The sequence below is a fragment of the Kocuria sp. p3-SID1428 genome (genome assembly GCF_025149945.1).
Lineage (GTDB): Bacteria > Actinomycetota > Actinomycetes > Actinomycetales > Micrococcaceae > Kocuria.
Genome location: NZ_JALXVH010000042.1, coordinates 1 through 21840, shown reverse-complemented (window position 1 = coordinate 21840; position 21840 = coordinate 1). Strand labels below are relative to the sequence as shown.

The window sequence follows — 21840 nt, the reverse complement described above, 5'->3', positions numbered from 1 at the left end:
TCAGGGCACCGAGCAGGTGCCGTTGGGCGAGAGCTCGGGCGTGTCCTCGGAGGAGGTCTCGGCGGGCACGGTGACCAGGCTCGCCGAGCCCAGGGGCCCTGCCCCGCCGATCGCCGAGGCGGCCTGCGGGTCCTCGCCCTGTGCGGACTCCAGCAGCCGCTGGACGTCGGCGTGGAGCTGGTCGTAGTCCGGGTAGGTCGGGAACATGGCGTCGTAGTAGGGCGGGCCGGCCGCGTACGTCACGAACTCGTGCTGCTTGGCCTTCATGGCCAGGTCCACGAACGCGCCCAGCGACGTCTGCGGGATGTCGGTCTCGACCACCTGGGTTCCGGCATCCGCAAGCTCCTCGAACTGGGAGACGACGTTCGCCGGATTCAGCTGATCCAGCATGGCCGCCTGGACGCAGCGCTGACGCGCCTGGCGGTCGTAGTCAGAGGCCTCCTGGCGGGAGCGGGCGTACCAGAGCGCGTGGTAGCCGTCGAGCTTCTGGACCCCGGGCTCGATGTAGCCGAGCACCTCATTGGGCTCGCCCGTGCGCGAGTTCGTGCCGCCACCCATGACGACCCGCCCGCCGACGTCGATCGTGATGCCGCCCAGGGCGTCGATGAGCTGCTCGAAGCCGTGCATGTCGATCATGGCGTAGCCCTGGACCTCGATGCCCAGCACACCGGAGGCGGCCTCCTTCATGGCCTCCACGCCCGGGTCCTCGACGTCGTCGCCGTAGATGTCCTGATGGTTCTGCATGACGTCCGTGTAGACGGCGTTGAGCAGGCACTCGTCGCCGCAGTTGTAGCCCTCCGGATAGATCTCGTGCATGGGCGACTCCTCGGGGAAGGGCACGTTCTGCAGGTTGCGCGGCAGCGAGATCGTCGCGGTCTGCCCGGAGTCGGCATCGATGCTCAGCACCGTCATGGAGTCGGGGCGAAGCCCCACGCGGTCCTCACCGGCATCGGCGCCCATGAGCAGGATGTTGTAGCGGCCGTCGACGGGACGGAACGGCATGCCCCCGGCGAAGATCTCGCCGACCGTCCCGCGGGTGACGTTGAGCAGATGGGCCGAATACAGCAGCCCTCCCGAGGTCAGGACCATGACCAGTGCCAGGCCTGCGCAGGCCAGGGCCCGCGGTCGGGTCTCGAGCAGGCCGGGGCGGATCAGGCGCAAGGTGTCCAGGAACAGCACGCCCCACCAGATCGCGGCGATCACCAAGGCGAGGACGATGACCCGCCCGGTCAGGGCGTTGGTCAGCAGGAAGACCAGGGGGCTGCGCCACAGCAGCGCCGAGAGCATCGTGACGATCAGCACCGCCCAGCACACGACGGTGATGGGCAGCGCGATGCGGCCCAGGCGGCGGTTGCCGGCGGCGATCTGGGCCGATCCCGGGAGCACGAGCGTGCCGAGGATCAGCAGCCAGGCCCGCCAGGTGCGCCGCCCGGAGGAGACGAACGACGGATCCCGCAGCGCGCGTGCCCACGAGGCCGTGCCGTCCCGGCTGCTGAGCGCGGCATCGGAGGAGACCTCGGCGGCGATGTCCTGGTCGTACGAGTCATACGAGTCGTCCTCGTTGTACGAGGCGTGCAGGTCGGCGTCGTCCAGGTCCTCGTGGTCGGCGTCGTCCTCGAGCCACTCGTCCTCGGCCCAGTGGCGGCCGGCGGGGCGGGCAGGCTCCGCAGACTCCTGCGGCCGGGCGGGTACCGCGGCCTCCGGGTCGGGGCGCGCGGCGTCTGAGCCCTGGGGCCGCAGGGAGTCGTCGGAGGTGGAGTCCTGGCAGGGGGCGCGGGAATCGTCGATCCGGCGCCGGCGGGGGTCGCGGGGAGGCTGAGGTCCGGTCACGGTGTCACTCGCTCGATCGGGGAGGCGGGGAAGGTGCCCCTGAGGGGGAAGCAGCCGGGACCGGAGCAGCGGTCCGCGGCGGGGTCACTCGGCGAGGCGACGACGCAGCGCGCGTCCCTTGTCCTGAGCGGAGGCGTTGAGGTCGGCGGCGAAGGCGTTGAGGTCGCGACGCAGCTGGCGGGCGCGGTCGTCGGTGCCGGAGGCGAGGATGCGCGCGGCCAGCAGACCGGCGTTGCGGGCGCCGCCGATCGAGACGGTCGCCACCGGGACCCCGGCCGGCATCTGCACGATCGACAGCAGCGAGTCGAGCCCGTCCAGGGTCTTCAGCGGAACGGGCACGCCGATCACGGGCAGGGGAGTGGTCGCGGCGATCATGCCCGGCAGGTGGGCGGCACCGCCGGCACCGGCGATGATCACGCGCAGGCCGCGCATCTCAGCCGAGGAGCCGTAGTCCAGCATCTCGGAGGGCATGCGGTGCGCCGAGACCACATCGACCTCGCAGGAGATGCCGAGCTCGTCGAGGACCTGGGCGGCGGCCTCCATGACGGCCCAGTCCGAATCCGATCCCATGATCACGCCGACATCGGGAAGCGCTTGGCTCACTGCTCACTCCTGGAACGCGGACCCGCGGCGGAATCCTGGTCTGCGAGGACGGCACCGGTGAGGCCTCCGTCCAGATCAGCCCACACGGTACTCGCGAACCCTGGACGGGACATGGAGGCCGCCTCGGCGGCGGCCTCAGCGGCCATCGCGCACCACGGCGGCAGCGTCCGAGGCCAGGGCGCGGACCTCGGCGGTCACCGAGCCGTCCGCTGCATCCTGCCGGTCGGAGAGGGCATTGACGTGCCCGACCTTGCGCCCGGGCTTCACGGACTTGCCATAGAGGTGGACCTTGGCACGCGGGTGCTCGGACATGGCCCGGGTCAGTCCGGCGAAGAGGTTCGGCTGCTGACCACCCAGGATGTTCTTCATCACGGCGACGGCTGCCAGGGGCTCGGTCGATCCCAGCGGCAGGTCCAGCACGGCGCGCAGGTGCTGCTCGAACTGCCCCGTCACGGCGCCGTCCATGGACCAGTGCCCGGAGTTGTGCGGGCGCATGGCCAGCTCGTTGACGAGCAGGCTGCCATCGCGGGTCTGGAAGAGCTCGACGGCCATTACGCCGGTCACATCCAGCTCGGCAGACAGCTCCAAGGCGATGCGCTGGGCGGCCGCCGACTCGTCCGGGCTCAGGTCCGGGGCGGGGCTGATGACCTCATCGCACACCCCGTCGACCTGGATCGACTCGACCACGGGCCAGCAGCGCTGCTCGCCGCTGCGGCGGCGGGCCACCTGGGCGGAGAGCTCGCGGGCGAAGTCCACGGCCTCCTCGGCCAGCAGAGGGGATGCGGAGCGGTCGAACCACGCGGCGGCCGTGCCGGTGCGGGCCTCGTGCTCCGAGCGCACCACGAGCACGCCCTTGCCGTCGTATCCGCCGCGCGGCGTCTTGAGGATCACGGGCCACTGCCCGTCGGCGAAGGCCACCAGGGCCTCGGCGTCCGAGACCTCCGCCCAGCGCGGGTTCGGCAGCCCCAGGCGCTCGACGGCCCTGCGCATCACGATCTTGTCCTGGGCGTGGATCAGCGCGTGGGGGCGGGGCTCGACGATGACGCCGTCGGCCAGCAGCGCCTCCAGGTGCGCATTCGGGACGTGCTCGTGATCGAAGGTCAGCGCATCCAGGCCCTGGGCGAAGGCGCGCAGCGCCTCGAGATCATCTCCGGCGCCCACCTGGTGGGAGGCAGCGGCCGGAACGGCGCCGGCCTCCGCGGACTCGGCGAGCACGCGCAGCTCGATGCCCAGCTCGGTGGCGGCCGGGCCCATCATGCGGGCCAGCTGGCCTCCGCCGACCACGCCGATCACGGGTCCGGTGGGGGCGAAGCGCCGGGAATCGGCGGCGGGATCGGGGCTGAGGGTGCTGTCGTGGCTCATCACACTCCCAGCGTAGTGCCGGGCGGGGTCCCTCCGCTGACAGGTTCGCAGTAGTACACTTCCGCAGGCCCTCGTTCCCTTCCGATGCGCGCGACCCGCGCAGCTGCGGGGACCGTCTCGAATCCGGAGTTCCACGCCATGACCGTTCGCTTCAAAGCCCTCTGGCACCTGTTCATCGCGGAGCTGATGAAGTTCGGGACCGTCGGCGGACTCGCCTTCCTGGTCAATGCCGGCGTGGTCGCCATGCTCATGGCCACCGTCTTCCAGGACGGCGGCCACCTCAAGGCCAAGGCGATCGCCACGGTCGTGGCCACGCTGTTCTCCTGGCTGGCCAACCGCTACTGGACCTTCAAGGACAAGCGCCAGGCGGACACCAAGCGGGAGGCCTGGCAGTTCCTGATCGCCAATGTGATCGGCCTGGCCATCGAGCTGTCGTGCATCGGCGTGAGCTACTACGTCCTGGGCCTGACCAGCGGCACGGCCTCGTTCATCTCCGGCACGATCATCGGCACCGTCCTGGGCACCGTCTTCCGATACCTGGCTTATCGCTTCTGGGTCTACGCCAAGCCGCTGGACAGCGAGCAGGGCTTCGCGCCCTCGACCGCCTCGGAGATGGCGGCGATCACGGGAAGCCTCCCGGTCGTGGGTCAGCGGCGGCCCCGTCGCCGCACCGGCAGCACCGCTCACGGGACTCCGGGAGCTCCGGAGTCGGCCATGGGGGACGACTCGCAGCCCACGCAGGCCCCGGATCTCAGCTCCAGGTGAGGCTCACGCGCTCGGCAGCCAGGTCGCGCTGCAGAGACGCATCCCGGGATCGATCGCTGAGCACCGCCGTGCCCTCGGCGGCCCAGATCGCCAGCAGCCCCACCAGGGTCTCGCGGTCCCACTGCTCGGCATCCAGATGCACCACCGGCGCCTCGCCCAGATCGGCGGCCCGGGCCTCTGCCTGCTCCCGCAGCTCGGCGAAGCTCAGGGTGCCGCCGCCCGTGACGAGGGCGGGGTCCGCCGCGGCGGGGCGGGAGGCCCCCGACCAGCGGTCCCCGTGGGAGCGGATCTCGGCGCAGTAGTCGATGTCCCCGGGCTCGAGCGCAGCGTCATCGGGAAGGCGCATGGCCAGCGCGGGGTAGGCCAGGATCAGGCGGTCCTCGGCCTCCGCCTCGGCCGCCGCCGCCGAGCCCGGGGGCTTGGGGAGCGCTTCGGCGGTCGCCCCGGTGCGATCGAGCAGGGCGCTGAGCCTGGCCTCGTCGTGCTGCGGCTCCAGCACGACGCAGGCGCCGGTTCGCCAGACGGCGACCGCCAGCACGAGCGTGCGCCAGTGCAGCGAGGGATCCAGGACCACTCGATCGCCGGGCATCAGGGTCAGGTCGTCCACGAGCAGGTTCGCCGTCTTGGCAATCCAGTTCTCGCTCACGCGCCCGGACAGCTCGACCCGTCCTCCGTCGGAGCCGTACCAGACGACGGCCGGAGTGGGGCGCTGGGCCAGCCGGGTCAGCAGGCCGGTGATCTCGGCGTCGGGTCGGCGGGCATCGGTGCGATCGTGCATGGGAATCCTCTCGAGAGGGCGGAAGCGGGCCTGCGGGGCAAGGGTCGGCGTGCCGGTTCCTGCGTGTGCCGCTGAGGGCATCATTCGAGGTCAGCGCCGGTGCCGATGCGACCTCGGCGGGGCGTCGGCAGGGAATCCGCGCTTGACGAAGGGCACTTACAAGCGTGTAATTAAGATCTCGAGCAGGTGATCTCCCGCTGAGGGGAGCTGACCTGCATCCCCCGCATCAGTCGTCGCCGCGATCCTACGGCTCGCGCGTCCTCGCCGCACGAGCCGGCCCCGTGACGCCGCACGAGCCGCCACGGATGCCGCGCACTGGAAGGACCGACATGGCAGAGCCCGCACGAAGTCGCGCAGAGCTGTCCGAGCCCGCACGCCGCCGACGCGGCGCCCGTGCAGTGCCCCAGGACTGGTTCCTTGACCCGGTCGACGGCGATTCCGCCTCTGCCGAGCCCGCCCGGCGCCTGAGCGCCCTGCCCGAGCCGGAGAACGCCGACTATCACGACGCCTCCGAGGTCCCTGGCTCCATCTGGCAGGCCGTGGCCGGCATCTACGGCGTGGACGACGACGAGGGCGAGCTCGCCTGGCAGACCGACGCTCTCTGCGCGCAGACCGATCCCGAGGCCTTCTTCCCGGAGAAGGGCGGCTCGACCCGCGACGCCAAGCGCGTGTGCGCCGCCTGCCCGGTGCGCGAGGAATGCCTGGACTACGCCATGGCCCACGACGAGAAGTTCGGCATCTGGGGCGGTCTCTCCGAGCGCGAGCGCCGTCGTCTGCGCCGCGCCGGACGCTGAAAGCCCCCTTGAGCGCTGTGGCATGGACGCAGCGGAAGGTAGCGTTCCACGAATGAGCACCGCAGAAGCACCGCTGGCTCGACTCTGCTCCCGGCAGACCTGCCGTCGACCCGCGCGGACCACCCTGACGTTCGTGTACTCGGACTCGACCGCTGTCATCGGGCCGCTGTCGGTGCATGCGGAGCCGCACGCCTACGACCTGTGCGTGCCGCACGCCCAGCGCATGACCCCGCCGCGCGGCTGGGAGATCGTCCGCCTGGAGGGCGTTCCCGAGTCCCAGGACGACAACGCCCCCGCCGCTCGGCTCGACGACCTGGTGGCGGACTCCGCCCCGCTGGCGCCGCTGAGCGCCCTGCCCGGCGCGGCGCGGGATGAGCGCTCGACCAGCCGCTCCGAGCCCGAGGCCCGCTCGGCCGGCCCCGAGGACTCCGCCGGGGATGATGCCCCGGGGAATCCCTCCGGCTCCGCCCCTCGGGGGTGGGGCCGCAGACGTCGCTCCCGGCTGCGGGCCGTCAGCGGGCCCGTCGCGGAGGGGGCGTCGGCCGGGACGGACGCTGATGAACCGTCCGAGGAGGACGCCGCGCAGGCCTCCGAGCTCGACGGGGATTCTGCCTTCGACTCCCTGATGGATGAGATCTTCGCCGACAGCACCACGGACTATGTGCCCGCGCGTCGAGGTGCGCGCTCCCAGCCCGAGGCCATGCGCCGCCCGCATCTGCGCCGCGGGCGCTCCTGAACCCGGCTGGGCCTCTGACCTGCCCCTACAATGGCCCACGGCGACCCCTCGACGACGTCGCCTTCGACCATCACCCCCGCAGCCGAAGGCCCCAGCACATGACCAGCGCTCCTGGCTCCAGCCCCTCGTCTCGACCTGCAGACAGCACCTCCTCCGAAGGCGCCGCCGAGCAGGATCCTCCTTCCGCCCGTTCCGCGAGCCGTCCGAACACGGGACGGCTCCCCTGGGTCCAGGACACCGCCGCCCATGAGGCGGTCGAGCGCGCTGGCCACCGAGGCCAGGGGATCTCCGAGCTGTCGGCGGGCCTGCTCGAGATCCTGCGCTGCCCCTTGACCCGCGGGCGGCTGCTGGCCCTCGACGAGCATCACCTCATGAGCGAGCTGCCGCACCTGGAGGGGATCCACCCGGTGTACGAGATCACCGACGGCATCCCCCACCTGCTGCCCGCGCAGGCCATGTCCGACCGGCGGTCCCGATGAGCCGGATGCGGCAGGCCCGTCCCCAGGAGTCGCTGACCTCCGGGTCGCAGTGGGCGCACCTGGGGCCTGCGGTCTCCGCCCAGCGCGACTCCGAGGCCCCGGAGCTCGATTCCGCCGCATCGCAGCGCCCTGCGGACGGCTCGTCGAGCGCGCCCGTGGAGCCCTGGAGCGCAGCGGCCCCGCAGTCTGCTGCGCAGCGCAGCGCTCGACCCGAGCCGGCCGCCGAGCAGCCCGGCGCAGGGGAGTCCCCTGAGCAGCAGGGCCCGGGGCAGGGCGGTCCGGATCGGACCCGCACGGCCGAGACCCGCTCGGGAAGCGCGACTCGGAGGCAGGGCCCGCCCGGGCGTCTGGGTGCGCTGGGTGTGCTGACTCGCGTGCTCGTGGCCCTGGCCGTCCCGCTGTCGCTGCTGGTGCTCGGCATCCGCCTGGTGGCCACGCCGCTGTTCCTGTGGGTCGAGTACCACCGTCCGGGCTTCCCCGAGGACCCCTACGGCTTCCAGGCCGAGGACCGCATGACCCTGGGCTCCCACGGCATGGACTACATCCTCAACTGGGCACCGGGTCCGTTCCTGGGGGAGGTGCGCACCTCGGACGGGCGCTCGTGGTTCACGCCCGAGGAGATCTCCCACATGACCGACGTGAAATGGGTCATGCAGATCGGCCTGTGGGCGGGAGTCGTGCTCGTGCTCGCGGCTCTCGTGCTGGGCCTGCTGCGCCGCCGCGACCGCGACGGACTGCTCACCTCTGTGGCCGTGGGCGGCTGGCTGACCGTGATCGCTGCCGCGGTGCTTGCCGTGCTGGCGGTTCTGGGCTGGCAGCAGTTCTTCGCGGGCTTCCACTCCCTGTTCTTCTCCGAGGGCACCTGGACGTTCTCCAGCTCCGACACCCTGATCCGGCTCTACCCCACGCAGTTCTGGATGGACGCGGCCGGGACGGTCGCGGTGATCACCCTTGTGGGCTCGGTGCTGGTCGCGATCCTGGCGCAGCGGGCGCGCTCAGGCCGGCGCGGACGTCGTCGGGCCTGAGCGAGCACGCCCCGGCAGACGAGCAGCCCCGCAGTAGCGCACGGCGCACCTGCGGGGCTGTCTGCTCGCCCGCTCAGATCCAGTTGTCGAACCACATGCGGGTCCGCCACTGGTCGTAGGGCAGGACCTGGGCGCTCCACAGCGGCCAGAAGAAGATCGCCAGGGCCAGCACCAGGCACAGCCACAGACCGACCGTGATCCAGCCGATCCGCGCCGGCCACAGCTTGGTGCGCGGCCCCGGCAGAACCAGCCCTGCGACTCCGGCCAGGACCAGGACCAGAAACGGCAGGTAGGGCAGGGCGTAGAAGAAGAACTTGGTGCGCTCCGGGTACATCAGCCACGGCAGCCAGCCGGCGGCGATCAGGCTCAGCAGGCTCGCCATCCGCCAGTCTCGGCGCACCGCCACGACCACCGCGGCCACGACGATCGCGACCAGGCCGACCCACCAGATCCCCGGGTTGCCCTGGTTGAAGATCTGCTGCGAGCACTTGGCGACCTCGCAGCCGGACTGGCCCTGGCCCGGGGATTCGTAGAAGTACGACGTCGGCCGCCCCAGGAACATCCAGTCCCACGGCTGGGACATGTAGGTGTGCTCGCTGGACAGGCCCTGATGGAAGTCGTAGGCGGAGACGTGGTACTCCCACAGCGAGCGCAGCGGGGCCGGGAGCCACTGCGGGCCGTCGTCGGGGTGCTCGGCGGCCCACTGTCTGCGATAGCCGCCGGTGGAGCGGAACCATCCCGTCCAGGTGGACAGGTAGACCACCAGCGCCACGGGGATCATGGACAGGAAGGCCGGGATGCCGTCGCGCAGCAGCCCCGAGGGCAGCCAGAGCCGCACACCGGCGCTGCGCCGGGCGGTGATGTCCCAGGCCACCGTGAGCAGGCCCAGGACGGCCACGAAGTAGAGGGCGTTCCACTTCACGCCCACGGCCAGCCCGCACGAGACCCCGGCGGCGATCCGCCACCAGCGGATGCCGAGTCCCGGCCCCCAGCTGAGGCTGCGGGCGCTCATCCTGCGGGCAAGGCGCCTGCGGGCCTCCTCTCGGTCCAGCAGCAGCAGCACGAAGGCCAGCAGGACGAACAGGGCCAGGAAGATGTCCAGCAGCGCCAGGCGGGAATGCGACAAGTGGAGGCCGTCGACGGACAGCAGCAGACCGGCGATCGCCGAGACGATGGGGGAGCGGAACAGCAGGGCTGCTGCGATCACCACCAGCACGATCATCAGCGTCCCGGCCACCGCGGAGGAGAAGCGCCAGCCGAAGGCGTCGCCGGCGCCGAAGAGCCGCATGCCCACCCCGATCAGGATCTTGCCCAGCGGCGGGTGCACCGCATAGGAGGGGGACTCGAGGGGCTGGGGAGGATTTCCGGAGGAGAAGCCGGCATCGGCGTCGTCGGGCCACTCGTGCTCGTAGCCGGTGAGCATGATCGCCCACGAGTCCTTGACGTAGTAGGTCTCGTCGAAGGCGATCTCCTGCGGCCGGCCCAGGTGCCAGAAGCGCAGGAAGGCCCCCAGCAGGATGCTCAGCAGCGGCAGCAGCCACAGGCGGGACAGACGCAGCGGTGTGCGCGGCAGCAGCCGCTCGCGCAGCTCGGCCTCCGTTGGAGCGGAGCGGCGCGGGGTCCAGGCCTCCGCTTCGAGGGCGGCCATCGTCGAGGTGAGCGGACGGGCCGGCTGCGGTGCGGGGGACGAGGGGGACACGGGCATCATGCTAGGTGAAGCGGCTCCGCGCGGGCCCGGGGACCTACAGTGGTCCGGTGAGCACCGATCGAGAAGACCCCGCCGACCGCCGCGACTGGGCCCGGATCGCCGGGCTTCCGCAGGGAGGCTGCCTGGTCCTGGCGGCCACCCCGATCGGCAACCTGGGCGATGCCTCCGACCGGCTGAGGGCTGCGCTGTCGGTCGCCGACGTGGTCGCTGCGGAGGACACCCGCCGCACTCGTCGTCTGGCCTCGGGACTGGGGATCGAGATCACGGGGCGGCTGGTGGCCCACCACGAGCACAACGAGGAGTCCAGCTCCCAGCAGCTGCTCGACGAGGTGCGCAGCGGCTCCATGGTGGTGGTGGTCTCCGACGCCGGAATGCCGACGGTCTCCGATCCCGGCTATCGAGTGGCCGCCGCGGCTGCCGCCCAGGATCTGGCGGTGACCTCCCTGCCGGGTCCGTCCGCAGTGCTCACGGCGCTGGCGGTCTCGGGGCTGCCCAGCGACCGCTTCGCCTTCGAGGGCTTCCTGCCGCGCAAGTCCGGGGCCCGTTCCGCGCATCTGGCCGAGCTGGCCGCGGAGAAGCGCACGATGGTCTTCTACGAGGCTCCTCACCGGATCGCGACCATGATCGAGGCGCTGGCCGAGGCTTTCGGGCCCGACCGGCCGGCGGCCATCGCCCGCGAGCTGACCAAGGTCTACGAGGAGGTGCTGCGCGGCAGCCTGGGGCAGCTGCACGAGCGCATCCGCGAGGACGGGCTGCGCGGGGAGATCGTGGTGGTCGTCCAGGGCGCCCCCGAGGCCGAGCCGGAGCAGGCAGAGGACCTGGTGGAGCTCGTGGAGCAGGAGGTCGCACGCGGGACCCGGCTCAAGGACGCCGCCGGTCAGATCGCCGCCGCGCACGGAGTCTCGAGGCGGGATCTCTACGAGGCGGTGCTCGCCGCTCGGTCCTGAACGTCGCCGAAGCGGGGCGCTAGCCTGGACGGGATGAGAACTTCCCGCCTGAACCAGACGCTGTGGCCGGACCCCGCCCAGCGACCCGCGACCGTGCCCGGTCAGACCCCTGAGGCCTACCGCCCCGAGCACTATCAGCTGCCGGAGGACGCGCCGTCGGGCCCGGGGACCAGGCGCCGCGGCGAATCCGCCGAGACCGGGCACAAGCGCGACCTGAGCTTCCCGGAGGCTCCCCAGCCGCTGCCGCTGCCGATCGTGGACAACCACACGCACATCGACATCCAGGACGGCAGGGTGCACATCGGGATTCCGGATGCCCTGGATGTCGCCCAGGACCTCGGCATCCGGGGGATCGTGCAGGTCGGCTGCGACATCCCGTCCTCGCGCTGGGCGGTCGAGGCCGCAGAGGCCGACGAGCGCATCCTGGCCGCCGTGGCGATCCACCCCAATGACGCCCCCGCGCTCGCGCAGAAGGGCGAGCTCGACGACGCCCTGACGGTGCTCGACGAGCTCGCCGGCCATGAGCGCACCCGGGCGATCGGAGAGACCGGGCTGGACTACTTCCGCACCGGCAAGGACCGCCACGAGCTGCAGCAGGACTCGTTCCGCGAGCACATCCGCCTGGCCAAGAAGCACGGGCTGGCCATGCAGATCCACGACCGCGACGCCCACGCCGACGTCGTGCGGATCCTGCTGGAGGAGGGAGCCCCCGAGCGCACCGTCTTCCACTGCTTCTCCGGCGATGCCGAGCTGGCGCGGATCTGCAACGAGAACGGCTGGTACATGTCCTTCGCGGGCACGGTCACCTTCAAGAACTCCCACGGGGTCCAGGCCGGGCTGCGGGAGGCGCGGCGCGAGCTGATCATGGTCGAGACCGATGCTCCGTTCCTCACCCCGCACCCCTACCGCGGGCGGCCGAACGCGCCGTACCTGGCGGTGCAGACGGCGCGCTGGATCGCCGAGCACCTCGAGACCCCGCTCGAGCAGCTGTGCGAGCAGGTCGAGCGCACCTCCCGCGAGGTCTACGGCGAGCACTGAGCGGCTCGGCCGATAGCATGTCCGACGTGCAGAGCCCAGATGCCCCGGAACCCGCTGTCCTCCCGCTGCTCGGCCCCGCCGAGATTCGGGAGCTGGCCGAGGCCGCCGGCATCCGCCCCACCAAGACCCTGGGGCAGAACTTCGTGATCGACCCCAACACGATCCGCCGGATCGTCGCCGCGGCGCGGCTGGAGGCGGATCACGACGACGGCCCCGTCGACACCGTCCTGGAGGTCGGGCCCGGGCTCGGCTCCCTGACTCTGGGGCTGCTGGATGCCGCCGAGCACGTGGTGGCGGTGGAGATCGATCCGCCGCTGGCCGAGCGGCTGCCGCACACTGTCGCCCGCTTCCGCCCGGAAGCCGCCGAGCGCCTGGAGGTCGTGCTGGCCGACGCCCTGCAGGTCGCCTCGCTGCCGCGGCAGCCGCAGGCGCTGGTGGCCAATCTGCCGTACAACGTGGCCGTGCCGGTCCTGCTGAACCTGCTGGCGCGATTCGGCTCGATCCGCCAGGGTCTGGTCATGGTCCAGGACGAGGTGGCCGACCGCCTGGCGGCCCGCCCCGGCTCCAAGGTCTACGGGGTGCCCTCCGTCAAGGCGTCCTGGCATGCCGAGGTGGAGAAGGCGGGGGTGATCGGCACGCAGGTCTTCTGGCCGGCGCCGCGGATCAGCTCGGGGCTGGTGCGCTTCCGCCGTCGCGCCGAGCCGCTGGCGCGCATCGGGGCGGCCGAGGCCCTGGGGCTCTCCGGCGATGCGGGGGAGGCCGCCGAGCGCGACGCCGTCTTCGCCGTGGTGGATGCGGCCTTCGCCCAGCGCCGCAAGACCCTGCGCGCCGCACTGTCCGGCTGGGCGGGCTCCGGTGCCCGCGCCGAGGATGTGCTGGTGTCCGCCGGCGTGAGCCCCTCTGAGCGCGGCGAGAAGCTCGACGTGCTGGGCTTCGCGCGCATCGCCGCAGCCGGTGCCGCCCGCGGCATCATCGGCGGACCCCGGGCCTCAGGCGCGGCGCTGTGAGCGCTCCGGTCCAGGCCACGGCCCCCGGCAAAGTCAATCTCTGCTTCCGGGTGGGCCCTCTGCGCGAGGACGGCTACCACCCGGTGGCCAGCCTGTACGCCGCCGTGGATCAGCTCGAGACCGTGCAGCTCGAGCTGGACCCGCGACGCCCGGCCGGATCCGTGGGGTGCGAGCTGCACGTAGTCGCAGGCTCCCTGGTGGCTCAGCAGGAGGCCGTCGGCGCGTTCGATCGCGGTCTCGTGCCGCTGGACGAGCGCAATCTGGCGGTGCGCGCGGCACAGACCGTGCTGGCAGAGGCGCCCGCCCTGGCCGGCGGTCTCGTGCTGCGCATCGCCAAGGCCGTGCCGGTGGCCGGCGGCATGGGAGGCGGCTCCGCCGATGCCGCAGCGGCGCTGAGCGCGGCCGCGCGGCTCGTCGAGCGCGAGACCGGTCACGCGATCGCCCACGACCGGCTCCTCGAGATCGGGGCGGGCCTGGGCGCCGACGTCCCCTTCGCCATGACGGGGGGAGCGGCCGTCGGGACCGGCAGCGGCACCGAGCTGCGCGCCGTGCCTGTGCGGGTCCGATGGCACGGCGTCCTCGTGGCTGATACCGGCGCGCTGTCCACTCCGGAGGTCTTCGCGACCCTGGACCGGATGCGCGCCGAGGGCGTTGCACCGACGGTGCGGGAGCCCGAGCTGGAGGTGCCCGCCGGGCTGCTGCGCGCTCTGGCTGAGGGCGAGTCTGCGGTCGGCGCGGAGGCGCTGGCCAATGATCTGCAGGCGCCGGCTCTGCAGATGTCGCCCGAGCTGCGGCGGCGCCTCGACGAGCTCGAGGAGCTGGACGCTCGAGCGATGGTCTCCGGCTCGGGGCCCACGATCGTCGCGCTGCCCCGCACGTCAGGTCATGACGACGGTGCGGAGTCGAGCCGGGTGCTGGCGGCACAGCTGCGCGAGCGCGGCCTGTGCGCCGTGGCCTGCACCATCGGCTGAGACGCCCGGCTTCCCGCCCGGACACGCACCGCAGACCAGGGGCGCGACCGTGTGCCTGCAAAGTCATGAAGCACCGTTACTGAAGGGGACGTCTCGTCCGAGTCCCTGGAAGGTGCTGTCGAAAGGCCTCATACTGGATGGCTTGAATGCCCGTGCGCAGGGGGCGTGCGGTCGAACAGCAGGGGAGAGGCATGGCAGTGGACAGCTCCGTTGCCGAGACTGAGCATCGGGGCGGATCGGAGAGCGGGGCCTCGGCAGCCGCACCGCGGCAGCGGTGGATCGACACGGTCAAGGGAACCGCGATCGTCCTGGTGGTGCTGGGGCACGCCTACGGGCTCCAGCAGGAGTACGGGTGGCAGGCCCACGGCCTGTGGAACGACGTCAACATCCTGCTCGGGCTGTGGCGGATGCCCGTCTTCATGGTCGTGGCAGGCTTCTTCGTCACTCGCTCGCTGGAGAAGTACGGCAGGCAGTACTGGCGTCGTCGTCCGCTGAACATGCTGTGGCTGTTCGTGGTCTGGACGGTCGTCTTCGCGGTCTCCTACCTGCTCATCGGAGCGGTCTCGGACACCCTGACTCCGGGGGCCAAGCTCGGCGAGTGGGTCCATGCGACGCTCACCTTCGACTCCTACCTCTGGTTCCTGATCGCCCTGGCGGTCTACTACGGCCTGCAGGCCGTGGTGGGGACGCGACCGCGGATCGGCGTCGTACTGGTGGCGCTCGCGCTGTACGTGCTCTTCGTCCCGGGTCTGGTCGACAAGGTCTCCTGGGGCAGCAACGAGGTGCCCCAGCACTGGCTGTTCTTCCTGGCGGGGGCTTGGGGCAGCAGCGCCATCCGCACCCGAGTGCCGCAGATCCCCGTGTGGCAGGGACTGGCCTGGTGCGTCGCCTTCGCGGTCTCGCTGCTGCTGTGGATGCCCACCCGCGACGTCCCCGTCCTGGAGCACTTCACAGCTGCGGTGCCGCCGCTGCTGGGGATTCCTGCGGGGATGTGGCTGCTGCACCTGCTCGACGGGCGCCGCGGCATGGGCTGGGCGCGAGCGGCGGGTTCGCGCAGCCTGCCGATCTACGTGCTGCACGCCATCATCCTGCAACTGCTGCTCGGCCTGATGACGCGCGTGGCCTGGCCGGAGGCCATGGGCACGGTGATGCTCTGGGCGGGTCCGGTCCTGCTCACGGTCCTCACCGTCGTCGTGGCGCTGGTCATCCACCGGGTCACCGTCTCGGTGCCGCTGCTGTGGGGCCTGCCGCAGCCGGCCGATCCGCCGGTCTCGCGCGGTCGCCACGCGGGCTGAGGCGCCTCAGACGTCCTGAGCGGCGCGCAGCGCCTGCCGGGACTGGTGCAGCCGCCGCGCGGCGGCCTCCTGCCCACCGCGGCGCGCGGCGGAGGAGAGCAGCGAGAGCAGGACTCCGCTGACGCGCACCCGCAGGGAAGCGGGGTCCACGACCTCATCGAAGACCTCGCGCACGGGGGCGATCGAGGGCGCGGACAGGGGAGCGTCGTCGTCCTGGGGGTCGCGCAGCTGCGCGCAGCGGTGTGCCAGGTAGCAGGCCAGGTCGTCGTCGAGCCGTCCAGGGCCCACGGAGTCCAGATCGAGCAGACCGGTGATGGGGCCCAGGGACGGGTCCAGCAGCCGGGGCCCCACCATGACGTTGCCGGCGTGGAAGTCGCCGTGGCCCGGGACCAGAGCGGCCTCCTCGCAGGTTCGCCGCGCGGCATCGATCGCATGAGCGTGGGCGCCCACCTCCTCGGCCGAGCCCGGAAGGGAGGCTGCGGCCGAGCGGGCGTAGTCCAGCACGCGCTCCGTCCACGACGGACGCCTGGTCAGGTCCATGACGGAGGACGGCAGGCGGTCCAGCAGGGCGAGCAGGTGCTCGGCCTGCACAGAGGCCGCCGGATCGCCGCGCTCCCTCTTCGAGGCGGGGTGACCCGGCACATGCGCCAGCAGCACGGCGCCGTCGCCGGAGGCGGCCAGGGGCTGCGGCACCGGGACGCCCGCCTCCCAGAGGCTCAGGTGGCGCCGCACGAGCTCCTGCTCGCGGGCCGGGCGCACGACCTTGTGCCAGGCGGCGGGGTCCTCGCGTCCGTGAGCGTCCAGACGCAGGACGGCGCGCCGGGTGGGACGGTAGGACAGAGGCATCGGGTGCAGCATCTCAGGATCCGGCAGGCCCAGCCCCAGGCTCGGATCGATCAGGGCCGTGGAGCTGCGAAGCCCCGGCAGCCAGGGATCCTCGGGCCACAGCCACCCGATCAGGGCGCAGCCTTCGGCCTCCACCGCGACGGGGCCGGGGTCGCCCCAGGAGGAGTCCGAGCCCGACTTCGGCAGCGCCGGCATGGCCCCGGTCGACAGGCACACGACGACCTCGTCGGGCTCCTGCGAGGGTAGCCTCCCGGGCCATGAGCTCCCGTTCGGAGGGTCGTGGCGCAGCCGCAGCGCGTAGACGCCGGTGACTCCGGCCCCCGGCCGGTGATGCAGCCCGATCCGCCGCCACGGCCTGGCCTCTGCGCTCGTGGACAGCCGACGCCGCCCGAGCGCCAGTCCGTGGGCGGCCAGCACGGAGTCCAGGGCCCGACGCAGACCGGAGCCGCGCAGCACCTCGACGGCCGCCAGCTCCGAGGCGACGCCGTCGGCGGGTGGGGCAGGGACCACGTCGTCTCCCCTCGGGATCTCAAGCCGGCGGCATCCTCATCGCGCGATGTCCCCGACGATAGCCCGAGGGATGTGCAGGAGCCCACAGCCGTCGGGGATCGCTCAGCGGATGACCAGGCAGGTGGTCGTCGCGTGGGCGATGAGACGGCCGTTCTCGTCGTGCACTCGGCCTTCAGCCGTGGCGGTGCGCCCGCCCACGTGGATCGTGGTGCCCTCGGCGCGCAGCCGCATGCCCTTCACAGACATCACCACGCGGCCCGCCTCGACCTCATCGAAGCTCATCCCGAGCAGCCGGCGGATCGACGGGACGGCGTCGGAATCGTGGTCCTTGAGCCAGCGTAGGGTCTCCAGGCCGGTCATTGCGGACCAGTCCGGGCCCTGTGCCTCTGCGGCGACCTGTGCGGCACCGGTCGTCTCGGCGGGTTCTCCCGTGGTCATGATCCGTTCCTCTCGTCGTGGGGCAGCGTCAGCCCTCCAACTGCTCGGAGAGCTCGAGCCAGCGCATCTCGAGCTCGTCGATCTCGTCCTTGGCGGCGTTCATGCGGGCGGTGATCTCGCCCAGGCCCTCGAAGTCGGTCTGGTCGTGGTCGGCCAGCTCCTGCTCGCGGGCAGCCACCGTCTCGCGCAGCTTGGACAGCTTGCGCTCGATCGACCCGACCTCCTTCTGCATGGCGCGGGACTCGGCCCCGGACAGGGAGGAGCCCTGCGAGGACGCGGAGGCGGCCATGGGGTTCGACTCGGAGGTCTGCAACGCGGAGCCGTCGGCCAGGCGCAGGTACTCGTCCACGCCGCCGGGCAGATGCCGGAAGCGGCCGTCGAGCACGGCGTACTGCTGATCGGTCACGCGCTCGAGCAGATAGCGGTCATGGGAGACGACCAGCAGGGTGCCCGGCCAGGTGTCGAGCAGGTCCTCCATGGCCGCGAGCATGTCGGTGTCGAGGTCGTTGGAGGGCTCGTCGAGCACCAGCACGTTCGGCTCCTCGAGCAGGATCAGCAGCAGCTGCAGGCGCCGCTTCTGCCCGCCGGAGAGATCCTTCACGGGAGTAGCCAGGTGCTCGTTGGTGAAGCCCAGCCGCTCGAGCAGCTGCCCGGGCGTCATCTCCTTGCCGCCGGTGACGTAGGAGGTGCGGTAGCGCCCGACCACATCGGAGACGCGGTCCTGGGCGACCTCCTCGAGCTCGCGCAGCTGCTGGGTGAGCACGGCGAGCTTCACGGTCTTGCCGCGGGTCACGGTGCCGGCCGTGGGCTCGACGTCGCCGGTGACGAGTCCGAGCAGCGTGGACTTGCCGGCGCCGTTGCGACCCAGGATGCCGGTGCGCTCGCCCGGGGCGATCCGCCAGGTCACGTCCTTGAGCACAGTGTGCTCGCCCGCCTCCCGGTGCCCGGTCTCCTCGTCGTCGTGCGCGCCGGTGTAGGTGACCCAGGCGTCCTCGATGTCGACCACGCGCTTGCCCAGCCGCGAGACGGCCATCCGCGACAGCTCCACGGAGTCGCGCGGCGGCGGGACGTCCGAGATGAGCTCATTGGCCGCGTCGATGCGGAACTTGGGCTTGGAGGTGCGTGCCGGGGCGCCGCGGCGCAGCCAGGCCAGCTCCTTCTTCATGAGGTTCTGGCGCTTGGCCTCGGCCACGGCGGCCTGGCGGTCGCGCTCGACGCGCTGGAGCACGTAGGCGGCGTAGCCGCCCTCGAAAGCCTCCACGATCCGGTCGTGGACCTCCCAGGTCATGGTGGAGATCTCGTCCAGGAACCAGCGGTCGTGGGTCACGACCACGAGCCCGCCCTGGGTGCGCGGCCACCGCGAGTTCAGATGCCGGGCCAGCCAGGTGATGCCGTCGACGTCGAGGTGGTTGGTGGGCTCGTCCAGGAACAGGACGTCCCACTCCTGCGCCAGCAGCGCGGCCAGGGCGGTGCGGCGTCGCTGCCCGCCGGAGAGCTCGCCGACCGGGGCGTCCCAGTCCAGGTCGGCCACCAGCCCGCCGATGACGTCGCGGACCTTGGGGTCCCCGGCCCACTCGTGCTCGGGGCGATCCCCGACGACGGCCTGCCCGACCGTCAGCGACGGCTCCAGGACATCTGCCTGATCGAGCATCCCGATCCGGGTTCCGGACCGCGAGGTCACTCGACCCTGATCCGGGGCGATCCGCCCGGCGAGGACCTTCATGAGGGTCGATTTGCCGTCGCCGTTGCGCCCCACGATGCCGATGCGGTCGCCGGCGTCGATGCCGACCGTGACGCCTTCGAGCACGGTGCGCGTGGGAAAGGACAGGTGCAGGTTCTCCCCGCCGAGAAGATGAGCCATGATCCGCCCAGCCTATCGGCCCCTGCCGAGGTCCGAGGGCCGCCGGCAGGCCGTCGACGTCGGCAGGCGGCTGAAGGCCGACTGATAGTCTGTGCCCGCACGCGCGGTGCCCGCGGCAGCCGCCGAGCAGCGGTCCCGCCGCCGCTGCGCCGCGGTGCGATCCGCCTTGGTGTAATTGGCAGCACCCCGGCCTTTGGAGCCGTGGAGTCTAGGTTCGAACCCTAGAGGCGGAACCGTCGGGACGCGGCGGCCCACCGGCTCGTCCCGCCCCCTCGACAGCCCATCCCAGAGGAGCACGACAGTCGTGAGCACAACGGAATCCGCCGAGGCACTGGTGCCGCCGGCCGCAGTGATCGTCCTGGCCGCGGGCAAGGGCACGCGGATGAAGTCCAAGACGCCCAAGATCCTGCATGAGATCTGCGGACGTTCCATGGTCGAGCACTCACTGGCCGCCGCGCGCTCCCTGGACCCTCAGCGCCTGGCCGTCGTGGTGCGCCACGACCGCGACCGCGTGGCCCAGCACGTCCTGGCCTTCGACCCGCAGGCGATCATCGCCGATCAGTCCGAGGTCCCCGGCACCGGCTCCGCCGTGCTGGCCGGTCTCGAGGCACTGGATGCCCAGCAGCGGGTCGAGGGCACCGTGGTGGTCACCTACGGCGACGTCCCCCTGCTCACCTCCCAGACGCTCTCGGATCTGGTCCGCGGCCACGAGGCCGCCGGCAGCGCCGTCACGGTGCTCACCGCCGAGCACCCCGAGCCGGGCAAGTACGGGCGCATCCTGCGCGATGCCGACGGCTCCTTCGCCGATATCCGCGAGTTCAAGGACGCCACCGAGGCCGAGCGCGCCGTGTCCGAGATCAACTCGGGCATCTTCGCCTTCGACGCCGAGGTCCTGCGGGATTCGCTGGCCGCGGTCACCACGGACAATGCCCAGGGCGAGATGTACCTGACCGACGTCCCCCGCATCGCCCGTGAGGCCGGCGGACGCGTGGACGCCGCGCTCATGGAGGACTACATGGAGCTGGAGGGCGCCAACGACCGCGTCGCCCTCGCGGAGCTCGGCCGCCACCTCAACCAGGTCACGGTGCGCCGCCACATGCTGGCCGGCGTGTCCGTCGTGGACCCGGCGAGCACCTGGATCGACGTCGAGGTCGCGATCGGGCAGGACGCCACGATCCTGCCGAACACGCAGCTGCACGGCATCACCTCGATCGGCGAAGACGCCGTCGTGGGTCCGGACACCACGCTCGACGACGTCCAGGTGGGCCGCGGTGCGAAGGTCGTGCGCACCCACGGCTCGGACTCCCGGATCGGGGCCGGCGCCTCGGTGGGCCCGTTTGCCTACCTGCGACCGGGCACCGAGCTGGGCTCCGACGGCAAGATCGGAACGTTCGTGGAGACCAAGAACTCCACGATCGGCGAGGGCTCCAAGGTCCCGCATCTGTCCTACGTGGGAGATGCCACGATCGGCACCGGCTCCAACATCGGCGCCGCGTCCGTGTTCGTGAACTACGACGGCGTGTCCAAGCACCGCACCACGATCGGCGATCACGTCCGCATGGGCTCGGACAACATGTACGTGGCCCCGGTGACGGTCGGCGACGGCGCCTACTCCGGCGCCTCCACCACCGTCCGCAAGGACGTCCCGGCCGGCGCCCTGGCGCTGACCGAAGGCCGTGTGGTGATCGTGGAGGGGTGGGTCGAGCAGCATCGGGCCGGCACCGCCGCCGCCCAGGCCTCCGCACGCGCCCGCACGGGTTCAGCAGAGTCTGGTACAACCGAAGGCACGGGCGCGGGAGACACCGCGTCCGGCACCGCGTCGGCCTCCGAGGCCGGAGAAAGCGAGTCACGATGACCGGGATCCTCAACAACGGCTCGAGCCGCCTCGTTCTGCTCTCAGGGCGGGCGCACCTTCCGCTGGCTGAGGACGTGGCGCGCGAGCTCGGGACGGAGCTCGTGCCGACCGACGCCTACGACTTCGCCAACGGCGAGACCTATGTCCGCTTCAGCGAGTCGGTGCGCGGTGCGGACGCCTTCCTCATCCAGTCGCACCCGGCGCCGATCAACCACTGGATCATGGAGCAGCTGCTCATGCTGGACTCGCTCAAGCGGGCCTCGGCGAACTCCATCACCGTGGTCTCGCCCTTCTACCCGTACGCGCGCCAGGACAAGAAGCACCAGGGCCGCGAGCCCATCTCCGCCCGCCTCATCTCGGATCTCTACAAGACCGCAGGCGCGGACCGACTCATGTCTGTGGATCTGCACACCGCGCAGATCCAGGGCTTCTTCGACGGCCCCGTCGACCACCTCATGGCCACCCCGATCCTGGCCGATCACGTGCGCACGCTCGTCGACGACGTCGACGACGTCACGGTCGTGTCCCCGGACACCGGACGCGTGCGCGTGGCCGAGCAGTGGGCGGAGCGCCTGGGCGGCTCGCCGCTGGCCTTCGTGCACAAGACCCGCGACATCACCGTGCCGAATCAGGCGGTGTCCAAGGAGGTCGTCGGCCAGGTCGCCGGGCGCACCTGCGTGCTGATCGACGACATGATCGACACCGCCGGCACCATCACCGGCGCCGTGAAGGTCCTCAAGGCAGCCGGGGCCAAGGACGTCATCATCGCTGCGACCCACGCGGTGTTCTCGGATCCTGCGGTCGAGCGGCTGAAGAGCTGCGGTGCCCGCAAGGTCGTGGTCACGGACACCCTGCCGGTGCCGCCGGAGCACCGCTTCGAGGGCCTCGAGGTCCTCTCGATCGCCCCGCTGCTGGCCCGGGCCATCCAGGAGGTCTTCGAGGACGGGTCGGTCACCAGCCTGTTCAACGGCCGCTCCTGAACCCCGTCTGCG

At 71.7% G+C, this 21840-nt stretch carries 20 protein-coding genes and 1 tRNA gene; 13 read left to right on the top strand and 8 right to left on the bottom strand.

All coding sequences use genetic code 11. From position 1 onward, the window contains the following. The 3 genes from M3E84_RS09535 to M3E84_RS09525 all read right to left on the bottom strand — a co-directional run bounded on the left by M3E84_RS09535 (window position 1) and on the right by M3E84_RS09525 (window position 3795). Entirely contained in the window at window positions 1–1830 is a 1830-nt protein-coding gene (locus M3E84_RS09535) for an LCP family protein (protein ID WP_259895953.1), read from the bottom strand. An 84-nt stretch (window positions 1831–1914) separates the two neighbouring features. Beyond that, window positions 1915–2400, bottom strand: a complete 486-nt coding sequence (gene purE / locus M3E84_RS09530) for a 5-(carboxyamino)imidazole ribonucleotide mutase (RefSeq protein ID WP_396415601.1) — start codon at window positions 2398–2400, stop codon at window positions 1915–1917. A gap of 168 nt (window positions 2401–2568) precedes the next feature. After that, window positions 2569–3795: a 5-(carboxyamino)imidazole ribonucleotide synthase gene (locus tag M3E84_RS09525; RefSeq protein WP_259895951.1), complete on the bottom strand. Its 1227-nt coding sequence runs from the start codon at window positions 3793–3795 to the stop codon at window positions 2569–2571. Window positions 3796–3933: 138 nt separating this feature from the next. On the opposite strand from M3E84_RS09525, the gene M3E84_RS09520 reads away from it, so the two are divergent. Next, window positions 3934–4560 carry a GtrA family protein gene (locus tag M3E84_RS09520; RefSeq protein WP_259895950.1) on the top strand — a complete coding sequence of 209 codons (627 nt, stop codon included), beginning with the start codon at window positions 3934–3936 and terminating at the stop codon, window positions 4558–4560. Here M3E84_RS09520 and M3E84_RS09515 read toward each other — a convergent pair. Continuing rightward, window positions 4547–5338, bottom strand: coding sequence for a TIGR03089 family protein (locus M3E84_RS09515; RefSeq protein ID WP_259895949.1), 792 nt, complete (start codon window positions 5336–5338; stop codon window positions 4547–4549). The two genes, M3E84_RS09520 and M3E84_RS09515, sit on opposite strands and share 14 nt — an antisense overlap. 329 nt (window positions 5339–5667) lie before the next feature. Here M3E84_RS09515 and M3E84_RS09510 point away from each other — a divergent pair, with 329 nt between their 5' ends. The 4 genes from M3E84_RS09510 to M3E84_RS09495 all read left to right on the top strand — a co-directional run bounded on the left by M3E84_RS09510 (window position 5668) and on the right by M3E84_RS09495 (window position 8372). Next, window positions 5668–6132: a WhiB family transcriptional regulator gene (locus tag M3E84_RS09510; protein WP_259895948.1), complete on the top strand. Its 465-nt coding sequence runs from the start codon at window positions 5668–5670 to the stop codon at window positions 6130–6132. Window positions 6133–6184: 52 nt separating this feature from the next. Continuing rightward, complete coding sequence (locus M3E84_RS09505) at window positions 6185–6868, top strand: DUF3499 domain-containing protein (RefSeq protein WP_259895947.1); 684 nt, start codon at window positions 6185–6187, stop codon at window positions 6866–6868. A 98-nt stretch (window positions 6869–6966) separates the two neighbouring features. After that, window positions 6967–7347, top strand: coding sequence for a Trm112 family protein (locus tag M3E84_RS09500; protein WP_259895946.1), 381 nt, complete (start codon window positions 6967–6969; stop codon window positions 7345–7347). A gap of 5 nt (window positions 7348–7352) precedes the next feature. Next, window positions 7353–8372, top strand: coding sequence for a TIGR01906 family membrane protein (locus M3E84_RS09495; protein WP_259895945.1), 1020 nt, complete (start codon window positions 7353–7355; stop codon window positions 8370–8372). A 73-nt stretch (window positions 8373–8445) separates the two neighbouring features. On the opposite strand, the gene M3E84_RS09490 is transcribed toward M3E84_RS09495, so the two are convergent. Then, window positions 8446–10077 carry a dolichyl-phosphate-mannose--protein mannosyltransferase gene (locus M3E84_RS09490; protein WP_396415600.1) on the bottom strand — a complete coding sequence of 544 codons (1632 nt, stop codon included), beginning with the start codon at window positions 10075–10077 and terminating at the stop codon, window positions 8446–8448. Window positions 10078–10127: 50 nt separating this feature from the next. On the opposite strand from M3E84_RS09490, the gene rsmI reads away from it, so the two are divergent. The 5 genes from rsmI (at window position 10128) to M3E84_RS09465 (ending at window position 15338) form a co-directional block, all read left to right on the top strand. Then, window positions 10128–11027, top strand: a complete 900-nt coding sequence (rsmI, locus tag M3E84_RS09485) for a 16S rRNA (cytidine(1402)-2'-O)-methyltransferase (RefSeq protein ID WP_396415599.1) — start codon at window positions 10128–10130, stop codon at window positions 11025–11027. 33 nt (window positions 11028–11060) lie between these two features. Further along, window positions 11061–12065 carry a TatD family hydrolase gene (locus M3E84_RS09480; protein ID WP_024290005.1) on the top strand — a complete coding sequence of 335 codons (1005 nt, stop codon included), beginning with the start codon at window positions 11061–11063 and terminating at the stop codon, window positions 12063–12065. 17 nt (window positions 12066–12082) lie between these two features. Further along, window positions 12083–13072: a 16S rRNA (adenine(1518)-N(6)/adenine(1519)-N(6))-dimethyltransferase RsmA gene (gene rsmA, locus M3E84_RS09475; protein WP_259895943.1), complete on the top strand. Its 990-nt coding sequence runs from the start codon at window positions 12083–12085 to the stop codon at window positions 13070–13072. Beyond that, window positions 13069–14043 carry a 4-(cytidine 5'-diphospho)-2-C-methyl-D-erythritol kinase gene (locus M3E84_RS09470; RefSeq protein WP_259895942.1) on the top strand — a complete coding sequence of 325 codons (975 nt, stop codon included), beginning with the start codon at window positions 13069–13071 and terminating at the stop codon, window positions 14041–14043. Before rsmA ends, M3E84_RS09470 begins: the two co-directional genes overlap by 4 nt. Window positions 14044–14234: 191 nt before the next feature. Continuing rightward, window positions 14235–15338, top strand: coding sequence for an acyltransferase (locus tag M3E84_RS09465; protein WP_259895941.1), 1104 nt, complete (start codon window positions 14235–14237; stop codon window positions 15336–15338). Between the two features lie 6 nt (window positions 15339–15344). Here the strand turns inward: M3E84_RS09465 and M3E84_RS09460 are convergent, their stop codons facing one another. The 3 genes from M3E84_RS09460 to M3E84_RS09450 form a co-directional block, all read right to left on the bottom strand. After that, window positions 15345–16694, bottom strand: coding sequence for an aminoglycoside phosphotransferase family protein (locus tag M3E84_RS09460; RefSeq protein WP_259895940.1), 1350 nt, complete (start codon window positions 16692–16694; stop codon window positions 15345–15347). 102 nt (window positions 16695–16796) lie between these two features. Further along, window positions 16797–17132: a PaaI family thioesterase gene (locus tag M3E84_RS09455; protein ID WP_259895939.1), complete on the bottom strand. Its 336-nt coding sequence runs from the start codon at window positions 17130–17132 to the stop codon at window positions 16797–16799. Window positions 17133–17160: 28 nt separating this feature from the next. Further along, window positions 17161–18993: an ABC-F family ATP-binding cassette domain-containing protein gene (locus M3E84_RS09450; protein WP_259895938.1), complete on the bottom strand. Its 1833-nt coding sequence runs from the start codon at window positions 18991–18993 to the stop codon at window positions 17161–17163. 160 nt (window positions 18994–19153) lie between these two features. On the opposite strand from M3E84_RS09450, the gene M3E84_RS09445 reads away from it, so the two are divergent. The 3 genes from M3E84_RS09445 to M3E84_RS09435 all read left to right on the top strand — a co-directional run bounded on the left by M3E84_RS09445 (window position 19154) and on the right by M3E84_RS09435 (window position 21828). Then, a tRNA-Gln gene (locus M3E84_RS09445) sits at window positions 19154–19226 on the top strand. Window positions 19227–19297: 71 nt separating this feature from the next. Continuing rightward, entirely contained in the window at window positions 19298–20848 is a 1551-nt protein-coding gene (gene glmU, locus M3E84_RS09440; RefSeq protein ID WP_259895937.1) for a bifunctional UDP-N-acetylglucosamine diphosphorylase/glucosamine-1-phosphate N-acetyltransferase GlmU, read from the top strand. Next, window positions 20845–21828 carry a ribose-phosphate diphosphokinase gene (locus M3E84_RS09435; RefSeq protein WP_259895936.1) on the top strand — a complete coding sequence of 328 codons (984 nt, stop codon included), beginning with the start codon at window positions 20845–20847 and terminating at the stop codon, window positions 21826–21828. Before glmU ends, M3E84_RS09435 begins: the two co-directional genes overlap by 4 nt. Window positions 21829–21840 lie beyond the last annotated feature (12 nt).

What these genes read in the sequence shown, in the direction of transcription:
- M3E84_RS09495 (WP_259895945.1), top strand. Translation starts at nt 7,353, where the DNA reads ATGCGGCAGGCCCGTCCCCAGGAGTCGCTGACCTCCGGGTCGCAGTGG.
- purE (WP_396415601.1), bottom strand. Translation starts at nt 2,400, where the DNA reads ATGGGATCGGATTCGGACTGGGCCGTCATGGAGGCCGCCGCCCAGGTC.
- M3E84_RS09505 (WP_259895947.1), top strand. Translation starts at nt 6,185, where the DNA reads ATGAGCACCGCAGAAGCACCGCTGGCTCGACTCTGCTCCCGGCAGACC.
- M3E84_RS09490 (WP_396415600.1), bottom strand. Translation starts at nt 10,077, where the DNA reads ATGCCCGTGTCCCCCTCGTCCCCCGCACCGCAGCCGGCCCGTCCGCTC.
- M3E84_RS09510 (WP_259895948.1), top strand. Translation starts at nt 5,668, where the DNA reads ATGGCAGAGCCCGCACGAAGTCGCGCAGAGCTGTCCGAGCCCGCACGC.
- M3E84_RS09435 (WP_259895936.1), top strand. Translation starts at nt 20,845, where the DNA reads ATGACCGGGATCCTCAACAACGGCTCGAGCCGCCTCGTTCTGCTCTCA.
- M3E84_RS09455 (WP_259895939.1), bottom strand. Translation starts at nt 17,132, where the DNA reads ATGACCACGGGAGAACCCGCCGAGACGACCGGTGCCGCACAGGTCGCC.
- rsmA (WP_259895943.1), top strand. Translation starts at nt 12,083, where the DNA reads ATGTCCGACGTGCAGAGCCCAGATGCCCCGGAACCCGCTGTCCTCCCG.
- M3E84_RS09525 (WP_259895951.1), bottom strand. Translation starts at nt 3,795, where the DNA reads ATGAGCCACGACAGCACCCTCAGCCCCGATCCCGCCGCCGATTCCCGG.
- M3E84_RS09500 (WP_259895946.1), top strand. Translation starts at nt 6,967, where the DNA reads ATGACCAGCGCTCCTGGCTCCAGCCCCTCGTCTCGACCTGCAGACAGC.
- M3E84_RS09480 (WP_024290005.1), top strand. Translation starts at nt 11,061, where the DNA reads ATGAGAACTTCCCGCCTGAACCAGACGCTGTGGCCGGACCCCGCCCAG.
- M3E84_RS09520 (WP_259895950.1), top strand. Translation starts at nt 3,934, where the DNA reads ATGACCGTTCGCTTCAAAGCCCTCTGGCACCTGTTCATCGCGGAGCTG.
- M3E84_RS09515 (WP_259895949.1), bottom strand. Translation starts at nt 5,338, where the DNA reads ATGCACGATCGCACCGATGCCCGCCGACCCGACGCCGAGATCACCGGC.
- M3E84_RS09465 (WP_259895941.1), top strand. Translation starts at nt 14,235, where the DNA reads ATGGCAGTGGACAGCTCCGTTGCCGAGACTGAGCATCGGGGCGGATCG.
- M3E84_RS09450 (WP_259895938.1), bottom strand. Translation starts at nt 18,993, where the DNA reads ATGGCTCATCTTCTCGGCGGGGAGAACCTGCACCTGTCCTTTCCCACG.